Annotated in this window: 23 protein-coding genes; 18 read left to right on the forward strand and 5 right to left on the reverse strand. The window is 54.1% G+C overall.

Annotated elements, in window-relative coordinates; translation table 11 throughout:
- A complete protein-coding gene (locus tag OGV94_RS19185) occupies positions 1-345 on the forward strand; it encodes a gamma-glutamylcyclotransferase family protein (RefSeq protein WP_003025723.1) in 345 nt (114 codons plus the stop codon).
- Between the two features lie 57 nt (positions 346-402).
- Here OGV94_RS19185 and OGV94_RS19190 read toward each other — a convergent pair whose 3' ends face one another.
- From OGV94_RS19190 to ppa, 3 genes are all read right to left on the reverse strand, one after another.
- Complete coding sequence (locus OGV94_RS19190; RefSeq protein WP_087052263.1) at positions 403-2,412, reverse strand: TonB-dependent receptor domain-containing protein; 2,010 nt, start codon at positions 2,410-2,412, stop codon at positions 403-405.
- A gap of 86 nt (positions 2,413-2,498) precedes the next feature.
- Positions 2,499-3,569 (reverse strand): 7-bladed beta-propeller protein YncE, encoded by a 1,071-nt coding sequence (gene yncE / locus OGV94_RS19195; protein WP_080625810.1) that lies wholly within the window; start codon positions 3,567-3,569, stop codon positions 2,499-2,501.
- Positions 3,570-3,767: 198 nt separating this feature from the next.
- Entirely contained in the window at positions 3,768-4,295 is a 528-nt protein-coding gene (ppa, locus tag OGV94_RS19200) for an inorganic diphosphatase (RefSeq protein WP_005134479.1), read from the reverse strand.
- A 309-nt stretch (positions 4,296-4,604) separates the two neighbouring features.
- Between ppa and ytfQ the strand changes: the two genes are divergently transcribed.
- The 5 genes from ytfQ (at position 4,605) to OGV94_RS19225 (ending at position 10,407) form a co-directional block, all read left to right on the forward strand.
- The gene (gene ytfQ / locus OGV94_RS19205) at positions 4,605-5,561 is read left to right on the forward strand and encodes a galactofuranose ABC transporter substrate-binding protein YtfQ (protein WP_008786033.1); all 957 of its coding nucleotides are present in this window, start codon (positions 4,605-4,607) and stop codon (positions 5,559-5,561) included.
- Positions 5,562-5,664: 103 nt separating this feature from the next.
- Complete coding sequence (ytfR, locus tag OGV94_RS19210; RefSeq protein ID WP_043018210.1) at positions 5,665-7,167, forward strand: galactofuranose ABC transporter, ATP-binding protein YtfR; 1,503 nt, start codon at positions 5,665-5,667, stop codon at positions 7,165-7,167.
- 13 nt (positions 7,168-7,180) lie between these two features.
- Positions 7,181-8,203, forward strand: a complete 1,023-nt coding sequence (gene ytfT / locus OGV94_RS19215) for a galactofuranose ABC transporter, ATP-binding protein YtfT (protein ID WP_043018517.1) — start codon at positions 7,181-7,183, stop codon at positions 8,201-8,203.
- Positions 8,190-9,191: a galactofuranose ABC transporter, permease protein YjfF gene (gene yjfF, locus OGV94_RS19220; RefSeq protein ID WP_008786036.1), complete on the forward strand. Its 1,002-nt coding sequence runs from the start codon at positions 8,190-8,192 to the stop codon at positions 9,189-9,191. Before ytfT ends, yjfF begins: the two co-directional genes overlap by 14 nt.
- 103 nt (positions 9,192-9,294) lie before the next feature.
- Positions 9,295-10,407, forward strand: coding sequence for a methyl-accepting chemotaxis protein (locus OGV94_RS19225; protein WP_080625808.1), 1,113 nt, complete (start codon positions 9,295-9,297; stop codon positions 10,405-10,407).
- A 125-nt stretch (positions 10,408-10,532) separates the two neighbouring features.
- Here OGV94_RS19225 and fbp read toward each other — a convergent pair whose 3' ends face one another.
- Positions 10,533-11,531 (reverse strand): class 1 fructose-bisphosphatase, encoded by a 999-nt coding sequence (gene fbp / locus OGV94_RS19230; protein ID WP_016155536.1) that lies wholly within the window; start codon positions 11,529-11,531, stop codon positions 10,533-10,535.
- Positions 11,532-11,706: 175 nt separating this feature from the next.
- Between fbp and mpl the strand changes: the two genes are divergently transcribed.
- The gene (mpl, locus tag OGV94_RS19235; protein WP_286524014.1) at positions 11,707-13,083 is read left to right on the forward strand and encodes a UDP-N-acetylmuramate:L-alanyl-gamma-D-glutamyl-meso-diaminopimelate ligase; all 1,377 of its coding nucleotides are present in this window, start codon (positions 11,707-11,709) and stop codon (positions 13,081-13,083) included.
- A 99-nt stretch (positions 13,084-13,182) separates the two neighbouring features.
- Here the strand turns inward: mpl and yjgA are convergent, their stop codons facing one another.
- Positions 13,183-13,734, reverse strand: coding sequence for a ribosome biogenesis factor YjgA (gene yjgA / locus OGV94_RS19240; RefSeq protein ID WP_008786039.1), 552 nt, complete (start codon positions 13,732-13,734; stop codon positions 13,183-13,185).
- 95 nt (positions 13,735-13,829) lie between these two features.
- Between yjgA and pmbA the strand changes: the two genes are divergently transcribed.
- From pmbA to OGV94_RS19295, 11 genes are all read left to right on the forward strand, one after another.
- Positions 13,830-15,182, forward strand: a complete 1,353-nt coding sequence (gene pmbA / locus OGV94_RS19245; protein WP_043018213.1) for a metalloprotease PmbA — start codon at positions 13,830-13,832, stop codon at positions 15,180-15,182.
- Between the two features lie 83 nt (positions 15,183-15,265).
- Entirely contained in the window at positions 15,266-15,652 is a 387-nt protein-coding gene (gene cybC, locus OGV94_RS19250) for a cytochrome b562 (protein ID WP_043018214.1), read from the forward strand.
- 330 nt (positions 15,653-15,982) lie between these two features.
- Complete coding sequence (locus OGV94_RS19255; protein ID WP_016151467.1) at positions 15,983-16,291, forward strand: PRD domain-containing protein; 309 nt, start codon at positions 15,983-15,985, stop codon at positions 16,289-16,291.
- Positions 16,292-16,301: 10 nt separating this feature from the next.
- The gene (locus OGV94_RS19260; RefSeq protein ID WP_003830384.1) at positions 16,302-16,664 is read left to right on the forward strand and encodes an SFCGS family glycine-rich protein; all 363 of its coding nucleotides are present in this window, start codon (positions 16,302-16,304) and stop codon (positions 16,662-16,664) included.
- A gap of 2 nt (positions 16,665-16,666) precedes the next feature.
- Complete coding sequence (locus tag OGV94_RS19265; protein WP_016151468.1) at positions 16,667-16,966, forward strand: DUF4312 family protein; 300 nt, start codon at positions 16,667-16,669, stop codon at positions 16,964-16,966.
- A 22-nt stretch (positions 16,967-16,988) separates the two neighbouring features.
- Positions 16,989-17,765, forward strand: coding sequence for a DUF4311 domain-containing protein (locus OGV94_RS19270; RefSeq protein WP_043018215.1), 777 nt, complete (start codon positions 16,989-16,991; stop codon positions 17,763-17,765).
- A gap of 11 nt (positions 17,766-17,776) precedes the next feature.
- Entirely contained in the window at positions 17,777-18,421 is a 645-nt protein-coding gene (locus tag OGV94_RS19275; protein WP_043018216.1) for a DUF4310 family protein, read from the forward strand.
- Positions 18,422-18,479: 58 nt separating this feature from the next.
- On the forward strand, positions 18,480-19,613 hold the full coding sequence (locus OGV94_RS19280) for an amidohydrolase/deacetylase family metallohydrolase (protein ID WP_100193876.1): 1,134 nt from the start codon (positions 18,480-18,482) through the stop codon (positions 19,611-19,613).
- Positions 19,597-20,715 (forward strand): DgaE family pyridoxal phosphate-dependent ammonia lyase, encoded by a 1,119-nt coding sequence (locus OGV94_RS19285; protein WP_080625806.1) that lies wholly within the window; start codon positions 19,597-19,599, stop codon positions 20,713-20,715. Before OGV94_RS19280 ends, OGV94_RS19285 begins: the two co-directional genes overlap by 17 nt.
- The gene (gene dagF, locus OGV94_RS19290) at positions 20,712-21,452 is read left to right on the forward strand and encodes a 2-dehydro-3-deoxy-phosphogluconate aldolase (RefSeq protein WP_043018219.1); all 741 of its coding nucleotides are present in this window, start codon (positions 20,712-20,714) and stop codon (positions 21,450-21,452) included. Before OGV94_RS19285 ends, dagF begins: the two co-directional genes overlap by 4 nt.
- Positions 21,453-21,473: 21 nt before the next feature.
- Positions 21,474-23,387 carry a BglG family transcription antiterminator gene (locus OGV94_RS19295; RefSeq protein ID WP_047406644.1) on the forward strand — a complete coding sequence of 638 codons (1,914 nt, stop codon included), beginning with the start codon at positions 21,474-21,476 and terminating at the stop codon, positions 23,385-23,387.
- The last annotated feature ends 59 nt before the right edge of the window (positions 23,388-23,446 follow it).

Below are 23,446 nucleotides of genomic sequence, written 5' to 3' on the forward strand. Positions count from 1 at the left end.
ATGCGAATATTTGTCTACGGCAGTTTACGAACCAAACAAGGCAACAGCCACTGGATGACCAATGCCCTGTTGCTGGGAAATTTCAGTATCGACAACTACCAGCTGTACAGCCTGGGCCACTATCCAGGCGCCGTTCCGGGAAATGGGACAGTACACGGGGAAGTTTATCGTATTGATAACGCCACGCTGGCAGAGCTTGACGCTCTGCGTACCCGCGGCGGTGAATACGCACGCCAGTTAATTCAAACGCCGTACGGAAGTGCATGGATGTACGTGTACCAACGTCCGGTTGATGGCTTAACGCTGATTGAAAGCGGTAACTGGTTAGACAGAGACCAGTACTGATATATCGCCTACGAGAATAAACAACGCCGCCTTCGTGTGGCGTTGTTTATTAAAGGCTTAAAACTCCACGCGCGCGCCGAGGTTATAGCGGCGTCCTTCTACCTGCGCGGATTCATTCCACGCGGTTGTCAGTTTCGGATCCTCATCCAGCACGTTGTAGACCCCTGCCATCAGTTGCGTGTGCTTATTGAGCTTATAACGTACGCCTACGTCGACCATCGTGTAGTCATCGTACTTATAGTTATTGCCGCTGTTGCGGTTACTACTGCGATAATTCACCGTACTCCATACGTCCAGGTTCTGCGTTGCCGCCCAGTTCAGCGACAGGTTCGCCATATGGCGCGGATAATCATTGAGCGCGTAGCCTTTGTTCACGCCGCTTTTCTGTTCGCTGTGGTTCCAGGTGTAGTTAGCGTTGGCTTTCACATCGGCGCTAATCTGCCAGTCGGCATTAAGTTCTATGCCGTAAACGTCCGCCTTGCTAACGTTGAAGTATTTACTGACGGAATCGGCTTTGTAGCCATTCACGGAGCACTGATTCGTCGACGTGGTTTCGCAAATAGTTTGTTCGGCAATTTTGTCTTTGAACTGGGTGTAGAAGACGGTGCTATCCAGCGACAGCGCATCCCCCGTCCAGTAGAGGCCCAGCTCAGAGTTAACGCTTTGTTCAGGTTTCAGGTCGTCGTTACCGACTGTCAGGAAGGGATAAGGTACGGTCGAGCCATATGGGGTGACGAAGTTACTGGATGTCGCACGCAGCTCTGGTTTTTTATAGCCTGCGGAAACGCCGCCCTTCAGCGCCCAGTCATTGCTGAAGGCCCAGTTACCGTACATTTTTGGCGTGATATGCGTGCCAAAGTTATCATCCTGATCCATACGGGCTGAAGTGGTCAGGATGAAATCGTCAATGCTCCAGCCGTCTTCAGCAAACAATGCCCAACCGTTACGGCTGATTTTGGTCACGGGCTCAGATCCGGGCAGCGTTTTGTTGGCCACATCAAATCTGTCATTCAGCTCTTCACGGGTAAAATTCGCCCCAACGGTCAGTTTATGGTTGTCGAGTGTGAAGGTGGTTTGCGAATTGGCGACGTAGTTCTCCATCTGCACATACTGCGGCGACTGTCCGTCATAAACGTACTTCGAACGGCCTTTTTCATAATTTATGTAGTTGGTCGTCGCGATGGTGTCGTCTGCATACCAGCCGGTATGCGTCAGAGTGGCGGCATTACGATCGAACAGCCATGACCACGGTGCGCCGCGTTTCTGAGTACGGTTTTTCTCCTGCTCACCGGTGACTACGTTGAGATCAAACAGGTTATTTTCGCTGGCGGCCAGGCCCAGCGTCATATCAACGGATTTACGGTTGTGTTTGCCGAAATAGTTATTGCGATCGTCATCGCGACGGTCGAGCCAGTCGGCCGCCACGCTAAGGCCCAGAACATCGGGCACAATCGGCCCCATGGTGAACAGATTCATCTGGCTGGTATTACCCAAATACTGGTGTTCCTGAAGCCAGGTATTGGCGGCGATTGCCGTTGTCCACTCTTTTGCGCCGTACGGTTTTTTGGTAATAACGTTGACCACACCGCCGATGGCATCTGAGCCGTACAGCGAGGACATTGGCCCGCGGATAACTTCGATACGCTCAATGGCCTCCATTGGCGGTAAGAAGTTGGCTTCAGTACCGATATCATGTCCGTAAGGACGAGATTCACCGGTATTTTGTTTGACGCTGTTGACCATAAAAGCGGTATAAGAAGGGTCCATGCCGCGGATCATAATGCTGCCAGCGTTCATGCCGCTGCTGTTGGTAACCGAGACGCCGGGAAGGTTTTTAATCGCTTCACCAATGCTACGGTCCGGCTGAATATCCAGCGTTTTACGATCGATAACTGAAATGGTGGCCGGCGCTTCGCGCTTTTGCTGCGAGAACCCGGATGCGGTGATCACCATTTCATCTTCATTATTGCGTGAGGTTTCGGTGAGTTCTTCTGCCTGAGTGGGGAAAATAACACCACCTGAGAATGCAACGATCCCTGTCAGCGTAATAAGTTGACGCGTTTTCATAATATAAGACACCTGAAAAGTAAAAAAATAAAAGCATCACCTTGCAACCCGGAAAAGCTGCAAGGTGTAAGAAGCATTTTTAATTATTAATATTTAGAGAGATCGATTTTCAGTACGTAGTCGGGCTTCACACCGGTCATTTTTTCCGGCTGTTTGACGCTGACATACAGGGTGTTGGCATCAGCCGAGAGCGCCAGGCTGTTAGGTAGGGCATTAGTTTCAATGCTTTGTTTTACCTGATAAGTCTTGCTGTCCACAATGCTGATGCGCTTTGCATTACGGTGGGTGATATAAACTTCCTGGCGTTTTTCGTTATATATTACCGCCAGCGAATTGATAACTTTAATGGGTGCAATAACCTTACCGTTATTAATATCAACAACCAGTACATCCGCTAAATCAGGATCGGTCAGGAATGCGCGATTATTTTTTGCATCCAAAGCAATATTCAGGAAAAAATGTTTTTTGCCTGGCTCAATGCTGAAGCGGCTAATAATTTGATGGTTGGTGGTATCCAGTGTAATAAGTTCGTTACGGCCATTTACGACATACAGACGGTTCTTATTTGCATCGACGGCCATGCCTGTCGGGTACTGGCCCATGTTTTCAAGGGTGGCGATTTTCTCACGCTTTTGCGTATCCACTACCCAGACAATCCCCTTTTCAGCCACGCCGGAAACGTACAGGCGGTGATGCTGTTTATCGAGCACCATTTCACGGGTATGGATAATATCTTTCGGATTTTCGGCTTCGCTCAGTTGCAGTATCGCCAGCTCTTTACCGCTGCGGGTGTCGATTAGCGTGACTGAACCTTCCAGCGTGTTGCCCACGTACAGCACCTGGCTTTCTTCATCCAGGGCAGTGGCAAAGGCACGACGGCTGGTTTCGATGACTTCAGTCGTCGTGAGCTTCTCCAGGTCAAGTTTGTAGATAAGCCCGCGGGTTTTATCTTTATCGAACGACGGCGAGGAGGCGGCAAAAAGCGCATTCTGCTGACTATCAACCGCCAGTTCATACACGCCGTTACCGACGTCGCGGGTCAGAAAATCTTTCTCAGGTAGCGTCTGCGCCACACTGGACAGGCTGGTAAATAACAGTGCTGTGGCGAGAGCCACGCAGGAATAGCGTTTCAGGGACTTCACATTGTGGAGGTTCATTGACTTTTATTCACATTTATTTACATGCTGAAGATGATAATGAGATCTAATCTCATTCGCAATTAAGATAAATGAAATGTGACTACCCAATCTGGTAGGTCAAAAAGAAAACAGCGAAGGGGAGGTGAAAAGAAAGTAGGAATTAAAAAACCCTTACTAACCAGAGGCTGGCGTTCAGGGCTATACGCTAACGCGAACTTACTTCTTCGCGCGCTCGAAGGAAGCAACGATTTCAGCTTTAGCGGCTTCAGCGTTGTCCCAACCGTCAACTTTTACCCATTTGCCCGCTTCGAGATCTTTGTAGTGCTCGAAGAAGTGGGTGATCTGCGCTTTCAGCAGGTCCGGCAGGTCGTTCACATCTTTGATGTGATCGTATTCTTTGCTCAGCTTGGTGTGCGGTACCGCAACCAGTTTCGCATCTTCACCGGATTCGTCAGTCATTTTCAGTACGCCAACCGGACGGCAGCGGATGACTGAACCTGGCTCCAGCGGGTACGGAGTCGGGACCAGAACGTCAACCGGGTCACCGTCCAGAGACAGGGTGTGGTTGATGTAACCGTAGTTGCACGGATAGAACATCGCGGTGGACATGAAGCGGTCAACGAACAGGGCGCCGCTCTCTTTGTCAACTTCGTATTTGATCGGATCTGCGTTGGCAGGGATCTCGATAACAACGTAGATATCTTCCGGCAGGTCTTTACCGGCAGGGACGTTGAGTAAGCTCATGTCTGTTTCCTTTAAATAAGCTATGGCAAACAAGTGGCGGGTATTATAGCCAACTCGCGCTGAATGTCTCCGCTTGTTTTCGCTTTCTCTGCGCGCATTTTCTTCTTTTTACCTCTCCATTGTGACAGAAAAATCCATATCTTCAGCCGCATTTTTCATAGCTAGATGAAAGCGATTACAAAGTTGTGATTAACGTTTTATTTACTTTTTTGAAGTGTGATGTAACGCAATCCGTTACATGCTCAATTGTCTATAGTTTTTTCGCAACGGTTAATTAACCAACAATAATCACCCTACGAGGATGCACTTATGTGGAAGCGCTTACTTTTAGTCACAGCAGTTTCGGCAGCCATGTCGTCTATGGCAATGGCAGCCCCTTTAACCGTAGGATTTTCGCAGGTTGGCTCTGAATCCGGCTGGCGCGCCGCAGAAACCAACGTCGCGAAAAGCGAGGCCGAAAAGCGTGGTATTACGCTGAAAATCGCTGACGGCCAGCAAAAGCAGGAAAACCAGATTAAAGCAGTCCGCTCATTTGTTGCGCAGGGCGTCGACGCCATCTTTATTGCGCCGGTCGTGGCAACGGGTTGGGAGCCGGTTTTAAAAGAAGCTAAAGATGCCGATATTCCGGTCTTTTTGCTCGATCGTTCCATCGATGTAAAAGACAAATCTCTCTATATGACCACCGTCACCGCCGACAACGTGCTGGAAGGTAAATTGATCGGTGACTGGCTGATTAAACAAGTGGACGGCAAGCCGTGTAACGTCGTTGAGCTGCAAGGGACCGTCGGGGCCAGCGTGGCTATCGATCGTAAAAAAGGATTTGCTGAAGCTATCGCTAATGCGCCAAACATCAAAATTATCCGCTCTCAGTCCGGCGACTTCACTCGCAGTAAAGGGAAAGAAGTGATGGAGAGCTTTATCAAAGCGGAAAACAACGGCAAGAACATCTGCATGGTTTACGCCCACAATGATGACATGGTGATCGGTGCGATTCAGGCCATCAAAGAAGCGGGCCTGAAACCTGGCAAAGATATTCTCACCGGTTCCATCGATGGCGTACCGGATATCTACAAAGCGATGATTGACGGCGAAGCCAACGCCAGCGTCGAACTGACGCCGAATATGGCTGGTCCGGCATTCGACGCGCTGGAGAAATTCAAAAAAGACGGCACGATGCCTGAGAAGCTGACCATTACCAAGTCGATCCTCTATCTGCCGGATACGGCGAAAGAAGAGTTAGAGAAGAAGAAAAACATGGGCTACTAAGCCTTCATGAAAATGCCGGGTGCGCTGCGCTTGCCCGGCCTACATTACGCTCTTTTGTAGGCCGGATAAGCGTAGCGCCATCCGGCGTGATGCAGGGGGAACCATGACCACCGACCAATATCAGGAAATCCTCCGCACCGAAGGATTAAGCAAATTCTTTCCCGGCGTCAAAGCGTTGGATAACGTGGATTTCAGCTTGCGTCGTGGCGAGATTATGGCGCTGCTGGGAGAAAACGGAGCCGGCAAATCGACGCTCATCAAAGCGCTGACCGGTGTTTACCATGCCGATCGCGGTACTATCTGGCTCGAAGGCCAACCGATCTCCCCCAAAAACACCGCCCATGCCCAGCAACTGGGGATTGGCACCGTGTACCAGGAAGTGAACCTGCTGCCCAATATGTCGGTAGCGGATAACTTATTTATTGGCCGTGAGCCGCGGCGTTTTGGCCTGCTTCAGCGCAAGCAGATGGAAAAACGCGCGACGGAGCTGATGGCGTCATACGGTTTTTCCCTCGACGTACGCGAACCGCTGAACCGTTTTTCCGTGGCGATGCAACAGATCGTCGCCATCTGCCGGGCGATCGATCTCTCCGCGAAAGTGCTGATCCTCGATGAACCTACCGCCAGCCTCGATACCCAGGAAGTTGAAATGCTGTTCGGCCTGATGCGACATCTGCGCGATCGGGGCGTCAGTCTGATCTTCGTCACCCACTTCCTCGATCAGGTTTATCAGGTCAGCGATCGCATTACCGTTCTGCGTAACGGCGGCTTCGTTGGCTGCCGTGAAACCCGGGAATTACCGCAAATCGAACTGGTCAAAATGATGCTGGGCCGCGAACTGGACACCCATGCGCTACAGCGTGCGGGACGCACCTTGCTCAGTGATAAACCGGTGGCGGCATTTAGCGGCTTTGGCAAGAAAGGCACCATCGCGCCGTTTGATTTGCAGGTGCGTCCCGGTGAGATCGTCGGTCTCGCCGGACTACTGGGATCCGGGCGAACGGAAACGGCGGAGGTGATCTTCGGTATTAAACCTGCCGACAGCGGCACTGCGCTGATCAAAGGCAAACCACAGACCTTGCGATCGCCGCATCAGGCGTCGTGTCTGGGGATCGGTTTCTGTCCGGAGGATCGTAAAACGGATGGCATTATCGCCGCCGCTTCGGTGCGGGAAAACATTATTCTGGCGTTGCAGGCGCAGCGCGGCTGGCTGCGGCCTGTTTCACGGAAAGAACAAAACGAGATTGCCGAGCGTTTTATTCGCCAGCTTGGTATTCGCACCCCCAACGCTGAACAGCCGATCGAATTTCTCTCCGGCGGCAATCAGCAAAAAGTATTGCTCTCGCGCTGGTTATTGACCAAACCGCAGTTCCTGATCCTCGATGAACCCACGCGCGGGATCGACGTTGGCGCGCATGCGGAGATCATCCGCCTGATCGAAACGCTGTGCGCGGATGGTCTGGCGCTGCTGGTGATTTCATCCGAACTGGAAGAGTTAGTGGGCTATGCCGATCGGGTCATTATTATGCGCGATCGCAAACAGGTGGCTGAGATCCCACTGGCTGAACTGTCCGTACCGGCGATCATGAATGCCATTGCGGCCTAAGGAGACTATGGTGATGCCTCAATCTCTCCCTCAATCCAATCCACCTAAACGGCGGTTCCGTTGGCCAAAGGGGATGCCGCAACTGGTGGCGTTGCTGCTGGTGCTGCTGGTGGATAGCCTGGTCGCGCCGCACTTCTACCAGGTGATTTTGCAGGATGGTCGGCTGTTCGGCAGCCCGATTGATATTCTCAACCGCGCCGCACCCGTGGCGCTGTTGGCGATTGGTATGACGCTGGTGATTGCCACCGGCGGTATCGACCTTTCTGTGGGCGCCGTCATGGCTATTGCCGGTGCGACGACTGCGGCGATGACGGTGGCCGGGCACAGTTTACCTGTGGTGCTGCTTGCCGCCTTAGGCTCTGGCATTCTGGCTGGGCTATGGAATGGGATACTGGTGGCCATACTCAAGATCCAACCGTTCGTCGCTACGCTTATTCTGATGGTGGCCGGGCGTGGAGTGGCGCAGCTCATCACTTCCGGGCAGATCGTCACCTTCAACTCGCCAGAACTTTCATGGTTTGGCAGCGGCTCGCTGTTACTGTTCCCCACGCCGGTAATTATTGCACTGCTCACGCTGGTGGTGTTCTGGCTGCTGACGCGGAAAACGGCGCTGGGTATGTTTATAGAAGCGGTGGGCATCAACATTCGTGCGGCAAAAAATGCCGGGGTGAACACTCGCATTATCGTGATGCTCACCTATGTGCTGAGCGGCCTGTGCGCGGCTATCGCTGGCATTATCGTCACGGCGGATATCCGCGGGGCAGACGCCAATAACGCCGGATTGTGGCTGGAGCTGGATGCCATTCTCGCGGTGGTTATCGGCGGCGGCTCGCTGATGGGCGGGCGCTTTAACCTGCTGCTGTCGGTGATCGGCGCGTTGATTATTCAGGGCATGAACACCGGGATTTTACTGTCGGGCTTCCAGCCGGAACTGAATCAGGTGGTCAAAGCCGTGGTGGTGTTGTGTGTGCTGGTCGTGCAATCACAACGCTTTATCAGCCTGATAAAAGGAGTGCGTGGTCATGATAAAACGTAATTTACCGCTGATGATCACCCTCGGCGTGTTTGTGCTGGGCTACCTTTACTGCCTGACGCAGTTTCCCGCTTTTGCTTCCACCCGGGTAATCTGCAATATTCTGACCGATAACGCTTTTTTAGGCATTATCGCCGTCGGCATGACCTTCGTGATTCTCTCTGGCGGGATCGACCTTTCCGTTGGCTCGGTGATCGCGTTTACCGGCGTATTTCTGGCGAAAGCCATCGGCTACTGGGGCATTTCCCCGCTGCTGGCGTTCCCTTTGGTTTTGCTGATGGGCTGCGCGTTTGGCGCGTTTATGGGGTTACTGATTGATGCGCTGAAGATCCCAGCATTCATCATTACTCTGGCGGGAATGTTCTTCCTGCGCGGCGTCAGTTATCTGGTCTCAGAAGAATCCATCCCGATTAACCATCCGGTTTATGACACGCTCTCAAGCCTGGCATGGAAAATTCCCGGCGGTGGTCGCCTGAGCGCGATGGGATTGCTGATGCTGGCGGTTGTCGTCATTGGCATATTCCTGGCGCACCGTACGCGCTTTGGTAATCAGGTTTACGCGATTGGCGGCAACGCCACCTCTGCCAACCTGATGGGCATCTCAACCCGCAGCACCACCATTCGTATCTATATGCTGTCTACCGGGCTTGCCACACTTGCCGGCATTGTTTTTTCCATTTATACCCAGGCGGGCTATGCGCTGGCGGGCGTTGGCGTCGAGCTGGATGCGATTGCCTCGGTGGTGATTGGCGGAACGCTGCTGAGCGGCGGGGTCGGGACGGTATTAGGCACGTTGTTTGGCGTCGCCATTCAAGGACTGATTCAGACCTACATTAATTTTGACGGCACATTAAGTTCCTGGTGGACGAAGATCGCGATTGGTATTTTGTTGTTTATTTTTATTGCCTTACAGCGCGGCCTGACGGTGCTTTGGGAAAATCGTCAAAGCTCGCCAGTTACCCGAGTAGGTACGGCGGCAACACCAAAGTAACATCCTGATTTTTCACAAAACATTTAAATATCTAAACTTTTTCCGGTTGTAGTCGATAGGTTCTGTACAGGTCTGTTTTAACCCTACAACCGGAAATATAACAATGCCAAAATCCCTTTCAATTCGATCAAGTTTGTTGGTGTTATTGTCTCTGCTGACGTTCCTTCTGTTACTGACCGGCGGAATGGGGCTATATGCCTCTACTCGTATCATTACTTCATTGATTTACCACGGTATTATGAGCGCAGCGATGCTGGCGGCTATCGCATTGCTGGCGGTTATTTGGTTTATGCTGCGAAATAAGTTCCTCAAACCGCTGGATAACATAGTTGAGCAACTGGAACGTCTGGCGATGGGAGATTTATCGTCGGTTGCTGCGCTGTCGGCCAGCGCCGAATTCAACCGCCTGAACGCAGCGATGGATGAAATGCGCCATGCGCTGGGCGACTCGGTACAACGCGTACGTGATGCCAGCTCGCAAATTGATATTGGCAGTCGTGAACTGACGGCCGGGAACCAGCATCTGGCACAACGCACTGAATCGACAGCCACTTCGCTGGAGCAAACCGCCGCCAGTATGGAAGAACTCACGGCGACCGTGAAACAGAATGCGCAGAACGCGGAACAGGCGCATCAGCTGGCAAAATCGGTGTCGGATACCGCCGATCGCGGTAGCGAAATGGTGTGTTATGTGATCGAGAAAATGCGCGATATTTCCGGTAGTTCCAGCCGAATCGCCGACATCCTCAGCGTAATCGACGGTATTGCTTTCCAGACCAATATCCTGGCGCTCAATGCTTCCGTGGAAGCGGCGCGCGCCGGTGAGCAGGGGCGGGGCTTTGCAGTCGTTGCTGGTGAAGTACGTAATCTGGCCAGCCGCAGCGCCGAGGCGGCCAAAGAGATCCGCACGTTAATCAGCGATTCGCACACCCACGTGGGGGAAGGCAGCGAGCTGGCGCAGCAGGCGGGGGAAACCATGGATGAGATCGCCAATGAAGTGATGCGCATGACCAAACTGATGCGTGAAATTGCCAGCGCCTCCCAGGAACAGAGTCGCGGTATTGAGCAGGTAAATATTGCGGTAATTCAGATGGATGAAACGGCGCAGCAAAATGCGGCGCTGGTACAGCAGTCTTCTGCGGCTACCCGTTCGCTGGAAGAGCAGTCTTCAGCGCTAATCGAAGCCATGGCCGTATTTAAACTACAAACAGCCTAACCGAACGATGGATTTTGTAGGCCGGATAAAGGCGTTTACGCCGCCATCCGGCAATATCACCGCATCGTGCCGGATGGCGCTTCGCTTATCCGGCCTACAACGTGCAGTAGACCGGGATATGGCGTTTACGCGTCCGGGAACTCGCGGATAAAGCGTTCTACATCTTCAACCATGTGGTCGTTACCCACGAAGAAGGAGCGGCGCTGGTGCAGGCTTTCCGGGGTGATATCCAGAATGCGTTCTTTACCATCGCTGGCTTTGCCGCCCGCCTGCTCGGCCAGGAAGGCCATCGGGTTGCATTCGTACAGCAGACGCAGCTTGCCTTGCGGGTGGCTGGCGGTGCTTGGGTACAGGTAGATCCCACCTTTGAGCAGATTGCGATGGAAATCCGCAACCAGAGAGCCAATGTAGCGCGAGGTGTACGGGCGCTGGGTTGACTTATCTTCTTCCTGACAGAATTTAATGTACTTCTTCACGCCGTTCGGGAATTTGATGTAGTTGCCTTCGTTAATGGAGTACGTGCTGCCTTTCGCCGGGAAGCGCATACGTTCCTGGCTGAGGCAGAATACGCCCAGAGAAGGATCGTAGGTGAAGGCGTGTACACCACAGCCGGTGGTATACACCAGCATGGTGGAAGAACCATAAACAACGTAGCCCGCAGCAACCTGCTTGTTGCCCGGCTGCAGGAAATCCTCTTCCGTGACCGGCGTGCCGACTGGGGTTACGCGGCGATAAATAGAGAAAATCGTACCCACAGAGACGTTAACATCGATGTTGGATGAGCCATCCAGCGGATCCATCAGCACAACATATTTTGCGTGTTCACAGCCTTCGAAGACGACGATTTCATCTTCTTCTTCCGAGGCAATGCCCGCCACAATGTCGCGCGCCTTCAGTGCAGCTTTCAGTTTTTCGTTCGCGAACAGATCGAGTTTTTGCTGAACCTCTCCCTGCACGTTCTCAGCACCGCTGGCACCCAGGATATCGACCAGACCGGCCTTGTTGATATCGCGGTGGATGATCTTGGCGCCCAGCTTTATTGCCGACAACAAAGCAGTGAGTTCACCGGTAGCATGAGAAAACTCGTGCTGCTTTTCGACAATAAATTCACCTAACGTTTTCATAACACTTTCCCTGCAATTTATGTGGAGTAAAGCGACCGCAACAATATTAACAAATATTTCCATTGTTGCGCTTAGGTGAATCGCGCCAGCAAACTACGGAATATCCTGAAATGCGTTTCTCACTTGCCGGACATGTGCGTAAAATGGCCCCCAGATTAAAAAAGGATAGTGACGTATGCGCATTCATATTTTGGGAATTTGTGGCACTTTCATGGGCGGTCTGGCGATGCTGGCGCGCTCGCTCGGTCATGAAGTAACCGGTTCGGACGCCAATGTGTATCCGCCGATGAGTACCTTACTTGAGAAGCAAGGCATTGATTTAATTCAGGATTATGACGCCAGTCAGCTCGACCCGCAGCCGGACCTGGTGATCATCGGTAATGCCATGACCCGTGGTAATCCGTGCGTGGAAGCGGTGCTGGAAAAGAACATTCCGTACATGTCCGGCCCGCAGTGGCTGCATGACTTTGTATTGCGCGATCGCTGGGTTCTGGCGGTTGCGGGGACGCACGGCAAAACCACCACCGCAGGAATGGCGACCTGGATCCTCGAAGCGTGCGGCTATAAGCCTGGCTTTGTGATCGGCGGCGTTCCGGGCAACTTTGAGGTTTCCGCGCGCCTCGGCGAGAGCGACTTCTTCGTGATTGAAGCGGATGAGTACGACTGCGCGTTCTTCGATAAGCGTTCTAAATTCGTGCATTACTGCCCGCGCACGCTGATCCTCAACAATCTTGAGTTCGATCACGCGGACATCTTTGACGATCTGAAAGCTATTCAGAAACAGTTCCATCACCTGGTGCGCATCGTGCCGGGCCAGGGACGCATCATCTACCCGGAAAACGACATCAATCTGAAACAGACGATGGCGATGGGCTGCTGGAGCGAACAAGAGCTGGTGGGTGAACAAGGCCACTGGCAGGCGAAAAAGCTCACTACCGATGCCTCCGAGTGGGAAGTGTGGCTGGACGGTGAAAAAGTCGGCGAAGTGAAGTGGGGCCTGGTGGGCGAGCACAACATGCACAACGGTTTGATGGCGATTGCAGCCGCGCGTCATGTTGGCGTTGTGCCTGCGGATGCGGCCAATGCGCTGGGCTCGTTCATCAACGCCCGTCGTCGTCTTGAGCTTCGCGGCGAAGCCAATGGCGTGACGGTGTATGACGATTTTGCCCATCACCCGACGGCCATTCTGGCAACGCTTGCGGCGCTGCGAGGTAAAGTGGGTGGCACGGCGCGCATCATCGCGGTGCTGGAACCTCGCTCGAACACCATGAAAATGGGCCTGTGCAAAGATGACCTCGCGCCGTCGTTAGGGCGTGCGGACGAAGTGTTCCTGCTGCAACCGCCGCACATTCCCTGGCAGGTAGCAGAAGTCGCTGAAGCCTGCGTTCAGCCGGCACACTGGAGTGGCGATGTGGATGCACTGGCAGATATGGTGGTGAAAACCGCACAGCCTGGCGATCACATTCTGGTGATGAGCAACGGCGGATTTGGCGGCATCCATCAAAAACTGCTGGATGGTCTGGCGAAGAAAGCTCAGGCAGAAGAAGAGTAAAAAAATGCCCGGTGGCGCTACGCTTACCGGGCCTACAACGGATCGTAGGCCGGATAAGGTATTTGCACCGCCATCCGGCACTTTCGGCAGACGAAGAGGTTAGGCTTCGTTTTCCGCCAGTTCGCGCAGATACTGGAAGATCTGGCGGGAAGATTTTGGCGGCTTGTTACCCGCTTTTTCTTTCCTGGCGTTACGCACCAGTGAACGCAGTTGCTGACGGTCGGCGTCAGGCCACAGGTTCATCACTTCTTCGATAGCTTCATCGCTACCGTCAACCATACGGTCACGCAGTTGCTCCAGCTTATGGAAGACAACGACCTGTTGGTTGTGGCGGTTTTTCAGCTTATCCAGCGCCTGACGGATAGGATCAACATCGCGCTGGCGCAACATTTTGCCAATCAGCTGCAGCTGACGGCGGCGACCTTCCATCTTAATACGCTGGGCCAGCTCAATCGCGGCACGTAAATCCGCATCAAGCGGGATTTTATCCAGCGCGTTTTTCCCCAGTTTTACCAGTTCCACACCCAGGTGTTTTAACTCCTCGGCGTCACGTTTTATTTCACTTTTACTGACCCAGATAATTTCATCGTCTTCGTCTTCGATGTCATCACCGGGAACGTCGTCGAGCCAGTCTTCGGGCTGCTTAGTCATGTCAGGCTCCTTAAAAAAAGAGGCTAATGTTACCAGTTAAGATGCGCACTGAAAAACGGTTCTCTGTTAGACTTCAGAGAAACTCTCTCTACATTATGGCATTTGCGATGAAAGTAATCTCACAAGTTGAAGCGCAGCGTAAGATTCTGGAAGAAGCGGTCTCGACGGCACTGGAATTAGCGTCAGGTAAGTCGGATGGCGCGGAAGTCGCTGTAAGCAAGACCACGGGTATTAGCGTCAGCACCCGTTATGGTGAAGTGGAGAACGTAGAATTCAATAGCGATGGCGCGTTGGGGATTACGGTTTATCACCAGAACCGTAAGGGCAGCGCATCGTCCACCGATTTAAGTCCGCAGGCGATTGCCCGTACCGTGCAGGCTGCGCTGGACATTGCACGTTACACTTCGCCGGACCCGTGCGCGGGCGTGGCAGATAAAGACCTGCTGGCCTTTGATGCGCCTGATCTAGACCTGTTCCACCCGGCGGAAGTGTCCCCTGATGAAGCTATCGAACTGGCTGCCCGCGCTGAACAGGCGGCGCTGCAGGCCGATAAGCGTATCACTAACACCGAAGGCGGCAGCTTTAACAGCCACTATGGCATCAAAGTGTTTGGCAACAGCCACGGCATGTTGCAGGGCTACTGCTCCACGCGCCATTCTCTCTCCAGCTGTGTGATCGCGGAAGAAAATGGCGATATGGAGCGTGATTATGCCTACACCATTGGCCGGGCGATGGGCGATCTGCAAACGCCGGAATGGGTGGGGGCAGATTGTGCTCGCCGTACCTTATCTCGCCTGTCTCCGCGTAAGCTGTCCACCATGAAAGCGCCGGTGATTTTCGCCAATGAAGTGGCGACTGGACTGTTCGGACACTTGGTTGGCGCGATCGCCGGTGGTTCGGTGTACCGTAAATCCACCTTCCTGCTCGACTCGCTGGGTAAACAAATTCTGCCGGAATGGCTGACCATTGAAGAACATCCGCACCTGCGCAAAGGGCTGGCGTCTTCACCATTCGACAGCGAAGGCGTACGGACCGAACGCCGCGACATTATTAAAGACGGCGTGTTGACCCAATGGCTGCTGACCAACTATTCCGCACGTAAGCTGGGGCTGAAGAGCACCGGTCATGCAGGCGGGATCCACAACTGGCGAATTCCAGGACAGGGTCTAAGCTTCGAGCAGTTGCTCAAAGAGATGGGCACAGGCCTGGTGGTTACCGAGCTGATGGGACAGGGCGTAAGCGGCATTACCGGCGATTACTCGCGCGGCGCGGCGGGCTTCTGGGTTGAAAACGGCGAAATTCAGTACCCGGTGAGTGAAATTACCATCGCCGGTAACTTAAAAGAGATGTGGCGCAATATTGTGACCGTGGGGAACGATATTGAAACGCGCAGTAATATCCAGTGTGGTTCGGTCTTGTTACCGGAGATGAAAATCGCCGGGCAGTGATACTCGTCATACTTCAAGCTGTGTGAGTTATTGAGGGTATCTGGCGTTTGTTTATTTTTTAATAATAAAAAAGGAAGTGAGCAATGCGTAAACACCTGTTAGCGATCGTCGCGGCTTCAACGCTGGTTTTTGGCTCTTCAGCGTTTGCAGCCGATCTCGAAGATGACATGGGGATCCTCAACGATAACCTGAAGATCGTCGAAAAAACGGATAATGCGACTGAACTGAAAGACGCGTTAACCAAAATGCGCGCAGCCGCGCTGGACGCGCAAAAAGGCACGCCGCCGAAGCTGGAAAACAAATCCCCGGACAGCCCGGAGATGAAGGATTTCCGTCACGGTTTTGACACGCTGATCGGCCAGATTGACGGCGCGCTGAAGCTGGCTAACGAAGGTAAAGTCAAAGAGGCGAAAGCCGTTGCGGAAGAGCTGAAAACCACGCGCAACGAAAACCACAAGAAGTTCCGCTAATCTGCGCTTTCCGGCCTGCATAACCGTAGGCCGGACAAGCCATCACGCTACTGCCTCCCATAAGTAAACGCTATCCCCATCACATTTTTTCATTTTTATCGTCCATTCATTGTTCGCATTTCCTTCCATTTTTCTGCTCACTCTTGCGATCTCAATCACATTCTTCCAGTGATAAATCGTGGTCACGGCCCTTTTTGCGGCACGGATCACTATCGCTGCGCGCCTTTCCACTTCGAAGTGGAAAACAACTCGCTACAAACTTTTAACCCCCACCGCTAATTTACCCTCAGAGCCATTAGTGGGGTAAGACGAGTGAATAACGGAGCTGTAATGAATGACATGGGGGAATCGGTGGAACTGGCCGACCGCATGCTGGCGCAGGTGTATGCCTTGCTGCGTGAACGCCACATTATTCCCAACGCCGTGCAGGAACAGATGCTGACATCGCATGTTCGCGCCATGGCGCACCGCTCGGTAACGGGTGAACCCTTACCAGAAGTCGATGCCAGCTTGTTTGATGAAATTTCTGCCGAATCAATGGCGCTTGCCCGCGACGTGGTCGCCGAGTTTGGCAATCTTCCTGAGGAAGAGGCCTGGCTGCTGTCGGTGCATTTCGAAGTCGCGAAAGACAACCTTTAAGGAGCAAAAGATGGAACAGATTACCGTAGTGATTGGCGATCGTCTGGGTAAAGGCCAGAAAGTGGCGGCAGGCGTTGAGAAAGCGGGCGGTCGTGCGGTTGTGGTGCCGGGCGTGGCGGCGGATATGAAGCTGGGTGACGTGATGAAAGCGGAAAACGCCACCTTTGGTATCTCGTTTTGCGGCAGCGGCGGCGCGGGTGCGATTACCGCACAGACCAAATATGGCTACAAGGCGAAATACGGCATGCGTTCGGTCGATGAAGGGGTAACCGCCATTAACGAAGGCTGCAATGTGCTGGGGTTTGGCTTTATGGACAAAGAAGAGCTCGGTGAGCGCCTGGTGCAGGCGTGGCAAAAGAAACACGGCGCTTAAGTATGAAAGAACAATTCACCACCACGGTGAGAGTCACTGGCAAGGGCGAGGCCAAAGCGCGCGCCTTTGCCGATGCCCTGAACCACGTTCAGGCGGCGGTGATGAAAGCGTCGCCGCATATCTTACTGCGTATTGAGCCACAGGATGTGCAGGTTGTTCAAGCGCGTGAATCGGTGCGCAAAGAGGCGTTTCTGTTCCTCTTTTTACGCCGGGAAAGACGCACCTTCAGCGTGGAGCTGGACGTGACCGTCAACGTGACTGCCATCAATCTCGACAAGGTGGATTTCGTTACGCAACGCTGATTCTTTATTAAAAGGCATAATTATGTTCCTGATAATATTAATAAAATCGCTCATCATCGGCGGCCTGGTTGGCGTCGGTGTCGGCGCTGGGGCTGCACGCATGTTTCATGCGCCTACCACTCAAGGGATGGGCGCGTTTCGTACTCTGGGAGAACTGAATTCCTGCGAAGGGGATCCGGCTTCTCACTTCTCGTTCGGCCTGGGCTTCTTCTTTAACGCCTGGGCTTCCTCCGTTGCGGCAGGGGCGTTCACGCAGGACGTCGACCATCGCATCATCCCCAACTGGGGCGCCGCCGCGCTGATGATTAAAAATCGCAACGTCGGTGAAACGCTGCACGATCCTAAGCGCATGGCGATTGCCTGTGGCGTTATCGGGATGATTGTCGTGACCTTCCTGAACCTCACGGCGTCATCGGTACCGGAAGCGTTGCAAGTTACCGCCGTCAAGGTGCTGGTGCCTGCGGCTAACCTGCTGGTTAACACCGTGATGCCGGTGATTTTCTGGCTGGCGGCGATTGATGCCGGTAAGAAATCCGGTTTCTGGGCCACCGTCTTTGGCGGTGCGGCGCAGCTGATCATGGGCAACGCCGTCCCGGGGCTGGTCCTCGGTATTCTGATCGGTAAAGGCGTTGAAGAGAGCGGCTGGAACCACGTCACAAAAGTGATGATGGTGGCTATCGTCGCGCTGTTTGTCCTGAGCGGCTTCTTCCGCGGCTTCGACATGAAGATGATCGAATCCTTCCATCTGACCGTGCCTAACTGGCTCGAACTTATCCACAACTCGCTCAGCGGCAAATAACGGAGGCCATCATGGAACAGAATAAAGGTTTTTGGTTCGCTGACTGGTCGTTCCCGATCTTCGTTGGCCTGCTCTCATCCGGCGTGTTTGCCGGCACGCACATGTACTACCTGTACGGTATTGGCGCATTTAACGAAGTGGCTTTTGTGGCGATGCTGAAGGCGGGAATGGACACCGGCTCCTACGGGGCGGTGGCGGCATTTGGCGCAAGTTTCCTGTTTGCCCGCATCATTGAAGGTTCGCTGGTGGGGATTTTGGACATTGGCGGGGCGATTCAGACCGGGGTCGGGTTAGGTGTTCCGGCGCTGTTACTGGGCGCGGGCATTATCTTCCCGGTCGCCAATTTCGCAGCTTCGCTGGTTACCGGTCTGGTGATTGGCCTGGCGATTGGCTACATCATCATTCTGGCGCGTAAGTTCACCATCAACCAGAGCGACTCAACCTACGGTGCGGACGTCATGATGGGGGCTGGTAACGCCTCCGGCCGCTTCCTCGGACCGTTGATTATCCTCAGCGCGATGACGGCTTCTATTCCTATCGGAATCGGTTCTCTGGTGGGTGCGCTGCTGTTTTACCTGTGGCAAAAACCGATTACCGGCGGGGCGATCCTCGGGGCAATGATCCTCGGTTCCCTCTTCCCGATTGCCATAAGCTAACTGTTGATTTGTAGGCCGGATAAGGCGGTTGCGCCGCCATCCGGCAAAGGAGAGAGCGATGTTTGATTTACTCCTGCGCCGTGCGCGCCTCGTTGACGATACGCTGAGCGATATTGCGCTCAAAGACGGCAAAATCGCGGCGTTGGGCGACGTTGATGGCCCGGCGCTGAAAACTATCGAGCTGGGCGGTGAGTGCTACGTCAGCGCAGGCTGGATTGATTCTCACGTTCATTGCTACCCGAAATCCCCGATTTACCACGACCAGCCGGACAGCGTCGGTATTGCTACCGGCGTGACCACGGTGGTGGATGCGGGCAGTACCGGGGCGGATGACATCGACGATTTTTACACCCTGACCCGGGAAGCGGCCACCGAAGTGTATGCGCTGCTGAACATCTCCCGCGTTGGGCTTATCGCCCAGAACGAGCTGGCTAACATGGCCAATATTGACGCCGATGCGGTGCGCCAGGCGGTGAAGCGCTACCCTGATTTTATCGTCGGCCTGAAGGCGCGCATGAGCAGCAGCGTAGTCGGTGAAAACGGCATCACGCCGCTGGAGCGTGCCAAAGCGATGCAAGCGCAGAACGGCAACCTGCCGCTGATGGTGCATATCGGCAACAACCCGCCGAATCTCGATGATATCGCTGAACGCCTGAGCACAGGCGACATCATTACCCACTGCTACAACGGTAAGCCGAATCGCATTCTGACGCCGCAAGGCGAGCTGCGGGCGTCAGTGACGCGGGCGATTTCACGCGGCGTGCGTCTGGACGTTGGGCATGGCACCGCCAGCCTGAGCTTTGCGGTGGCAAAACGCGCGATCGGCCTGGGCATTTTGCCGCACACCATCAGCTCCGATATTTATTGCCGCAACCGTATCAGCGGCCCGGTACATTCCCTGGCGAATGTGATGTCGAAATTTCTCGCTATTGGGATGTCGCTTCCGCAGGTCATTGAGTGCGTTACCGCCAATGCCGCCGATGGTCTGCGCCTGAAACACAAGGGGCGACTGCAGGTCGGTCTGGATGCCGATTTAACCCTCTTTACGCTTAAGCGCCAGCCAACCGTGCTGGTAGATGCAGAAAACGACAGCCTGCAGGCTGAACAACTGCTGGTGCCGCTTGCCGCAATACGTGCGGGCAAGGGCTATATGACCGAACAAGGGAGCGCGGAACATGCCTTCGATTTTTGAGAAATACAACCTAAAGCAGGTGATTAACACATCAGGCCGCATGACGGCGCTCGGCGTTTCCACGCCGCGACCAGAAGTGGTTGAAGCGGCAATGGCCGGGATGAATCAATACTTTGAGATGAAAGACCTGGTGAATAAAACCGGTGACTACATCGCGAAATTGCTGGAAGTGGAAGGGGCAACCGTCGTCTCCTGCGCCTCGGCCGGAATCGCCCTGTCGGTGGCTGGCGTGCTGGTTAAAGACAGCGACTGGCTGCTGGAGAATCTGCACGTTGCGCCCATTGAGAACAACGAAATCGTGTTGCCCAGAGGTCACAACGTCAACTTTGGCGCGCCGGTGGGCACCATGGTGGCGCTTGGCGGCGGCAAGTTAGTGGAGGCAGGTTATGCCAACGAATGTTCCGCGGCGCAGCTGGCAGCAGCTATTACGCCACGTACGGCGGCCATTCTGTATATCAAATCTCACCACTGCGTACAGAAAAGTATGCTTAGCGTGGAGCAGGCTGCGGTGGTTGCGCGTACGCATAATCTGCCGCTGATCGTGGATGCGGCGGCGGAAGAGGATTTGCAGTGCTACTACCGGGTTGGTGCGGATCTGGTGATTTATAGCGGCGCGAAGGCGATTGAAGGACCCACCAGCGGTCTAGTGATAGGTAAAACCCAGTACGTTGAGTGGGTGAAACGCCAGACGGCGGGAATTGGCCGGGCGATGAAGGTGGGCAAAGAGGGGATTCTTGGCCTGACCTGCGCCATTGAACTGTATCTGAACGCGCAGAAAGAAAGCGGTGCGGAGATGGTCGAGAAAATGACGCCGTTCATTAACGCGTTAAACCAGCTTCACGGCGTGAGCGCCCGCGTGGTGTGGGACAGCGCAGGGCGTGACATAGCGCGCACGGAAATTAAATTTGACGAAGCGGTAACCGGGATCGCCACCGGCGAACTGGTTGATGCGCTGAAGCAGGGGGAATACGCGATTTACTTCCGTGGTTACAAAGCCAATGAAGGCATTATCGAAGCCGACGTGCGCAGCGTCGATCGCGCGCAGCTGGAGATTGTGGCCCGTCGAATTGGCGAAGTGATTTCGCAGGAGAAAAACGCATGAAACTGACCCCTAACTTTTATCGCGACCGCGTCTGCCTGAACGTGCTGGCCGGCTCCAAAGAAAATGCCCGGGATATTTACGCGGCGGCGGAAGGACACGTTCTGGTTGGCGTGTTGTCAAAAAATTACCCTGATGTCGCAAGTGCGGTAGCGGATATGCGTGAATACGCGGCCCTTATCGACAATGCGCTCTCCGTGGGGCTGGGGGCGGGCGATCCAAACCAGTCGGCGATGGTCAGTGAAATCTCCCGTCAGGTGCAGCCCCAGCATGTTAATCAGGTTTTTACCGGCGTGGCGACCAGTCGCGCGCTGCTGGGCCAGCAGGAGACAGTGGTCAACGGTCTGGTCTCGCCAACCGGCACCCCGGGCAGGGTGAAAATCTCCACCGGTCCGCTAAGCAGCCAGACGCCAGACGGCATTGTACCGATAGAAACCGCGATTGCGTTGCTCAAAGACATGGGCGGTAGCTCAATTAAATACTTCCCGATGGGCGGCCTGAAATGCCGTGACGAGTACATCGCGGTTGCGCAGGCCTGTGCCCGTCATGACTTCTGGCTGGAGCCAACCGGCGGGATCGATTTGGATAATTTCTCTGAAATCCTGCAGATCGCCCTCGATGCCGGAGTGAGCAAAATCATTCCTCACATCTATAGTTCGATTATTGATAAGGTGAGTGGTAACACCCGCCCGGACGACGTACGCCAACTGATGGCGATGACCCGGGCCTGCGTAGGCTAACTGAAAGATGAGGAAACTGACGTGCGATTCCCCAACCAACGTTTAGCGCAGCTGTTTGGCATGCTGCAAAACGAAGCGCTTCCACAGGACGAGCTGGCGCAGCGGTTGTCGGTTTCCACACGCACCGTACGGGCGGATATCACCGCGCTAAACGCGCTGCTCACCCAGTACGGCGCGCAGTTTGTCCTCAGCCGTGGGAACGGTTATCAACTCAAGATTGACGACCCGGCAAGCTATCACACCCTGCAAACGCAGCGGCCCGACGCGTTGCTGCGCATCCCACGCACCAGCCAGGAACGGGTACACTGGCTGGTGGTTCGTTTTCTGACGTCGGCCTTTTCGCTGAAGCTTGAAGATTTGGCTGATGAATGGTTTATCAGCCGTGCGACGTTGCAAAACGATATGGCTGAGGTGCGCGAGCATCTGCAACGTTATCATCTGACGCTGGAAACGCGTCCCCGTCACGGCATGAAGCTGTTCGGCAGCGAGATGGCGATTCGCGCCTGTTTGACCGATCTGCTATGGACGCTGGCGCAGCAGGATCCGCAGCATCCGTTAGTGACGCAAGAGGCGCTGAATGCCGGGATCCCTGAACAGCTTCAACCCGTTCTGCAGGACATTTTTGCCCGTTTTCATATTCGCCTGACCGATGAGGGCGAGCTGTTTTTACGCTTGTATTGCGCGGTGGCAGTCCGGCGGATTAGCGAAGGTTATCCCCTCCCGGAGTTTGCCGCAGAAGAAGCCGAGCAATCGGTGTGCCTGGCCACGCGAGAAATCACAACGGTACTGCACCGGCTGGCGGACAAACCGCTTTCCGTTTCTGAAGAAAACTGGCTGCAGGTGCATATCGCCGCCCGCCAGGTACAAGAGATCGCCCCCAGCGCCATCAATGCGGATGATGACGAAGCGCTGGTCAATTACATCCTGCGGTTTATCAACAGCCAGTACAACTACAACCTGTTGAATGACAAACAGTTGCATGCTGACCTGCTGACGCATATTAAGACGATGATCACCCGGGTGCGTTACCAGATAATGATCCCCAATCCGCTGCTGGAAAATATTAAACAGCACTACCCCATGGCGTGGGACATGACGCTGGCCGCCGTCTCGGGATGGGGAAAATATACGCCGTACACCATCAGTGAAAATGAGATTGGCTTCCTCGTGCTGCATATTGGCGTTGGGCTGGAACGTAGTTACAACATTGGTTACCAGAGGCAGCCGAAGGTTCTGCTGGTATGCGATGCCGGAAATGCGATGGCGCGGATGATTGAAGCGGTGCTGGCGCGTAAGTATCCGCAGATAGAGATCGTCGATACCGTAACGCTGCGCGACTACGAACAGCGGGAAAGCATTAGCGAAGATTTTGTCATCTCTACCGCGCGGGTGGGTGAAAAAGATAAGCCTGTGGTGATGATTGCGCCGTTCCCTACCGATTATCAACTGGAACAAATTGGCAAACTGGTGCTGGTCGACAGAACCCGTCCATGGATGCTGAACAAATTCTTCGATGCCGCCCATTTTCGTGTGATCGATGAGCCAATGGATCAACAAACATTGTTCAACGTCTTATGTCGCCAGTTGCAGGATGAAGGCTTTGTCGATGCGGAGTTTCTTGATTCGGTGGTTGAGCGTGAGGCTATCGTCAGCACCATGCTGGGTGACAGCATTGCTCTGCCGCACGCCCTCGGCCTGCTGGCAAAAAAAACGGTGGTCTACACCATCCTCGCCCCGCAGGGTATCGCCTGGGGCGATGAAACCGCGCACGTGATCTTCTTGCTCGCCATCAGCAAAAGCGAATACGAAGAGGCGATGGCCATTTACGATATTTTCGTCACTTTCCTGCGCGAACGCGCGATGACGCGGCTCTGCGCATGCCGGAATTTCACCGAGTTCAAAACGGTCGCCATGGAGTGCGTGAGCCGTTTTTAAAGACGCTGCAATTACCTTGCAGCGTAGTCTCCTGCAGTCGTTACCCTTAATTTCAAGGG

Origin of the sequence: Citrobacter sp. Ce006 (genome assembly GCF_030336535.1) — a bacterium.
Lineage (GTDB): Bacteria > Pseudomonadota > Gammaproteobacteria > Enterobacterales > Enterobacteriaceae > Citrobacter > Citrobacter europaeus.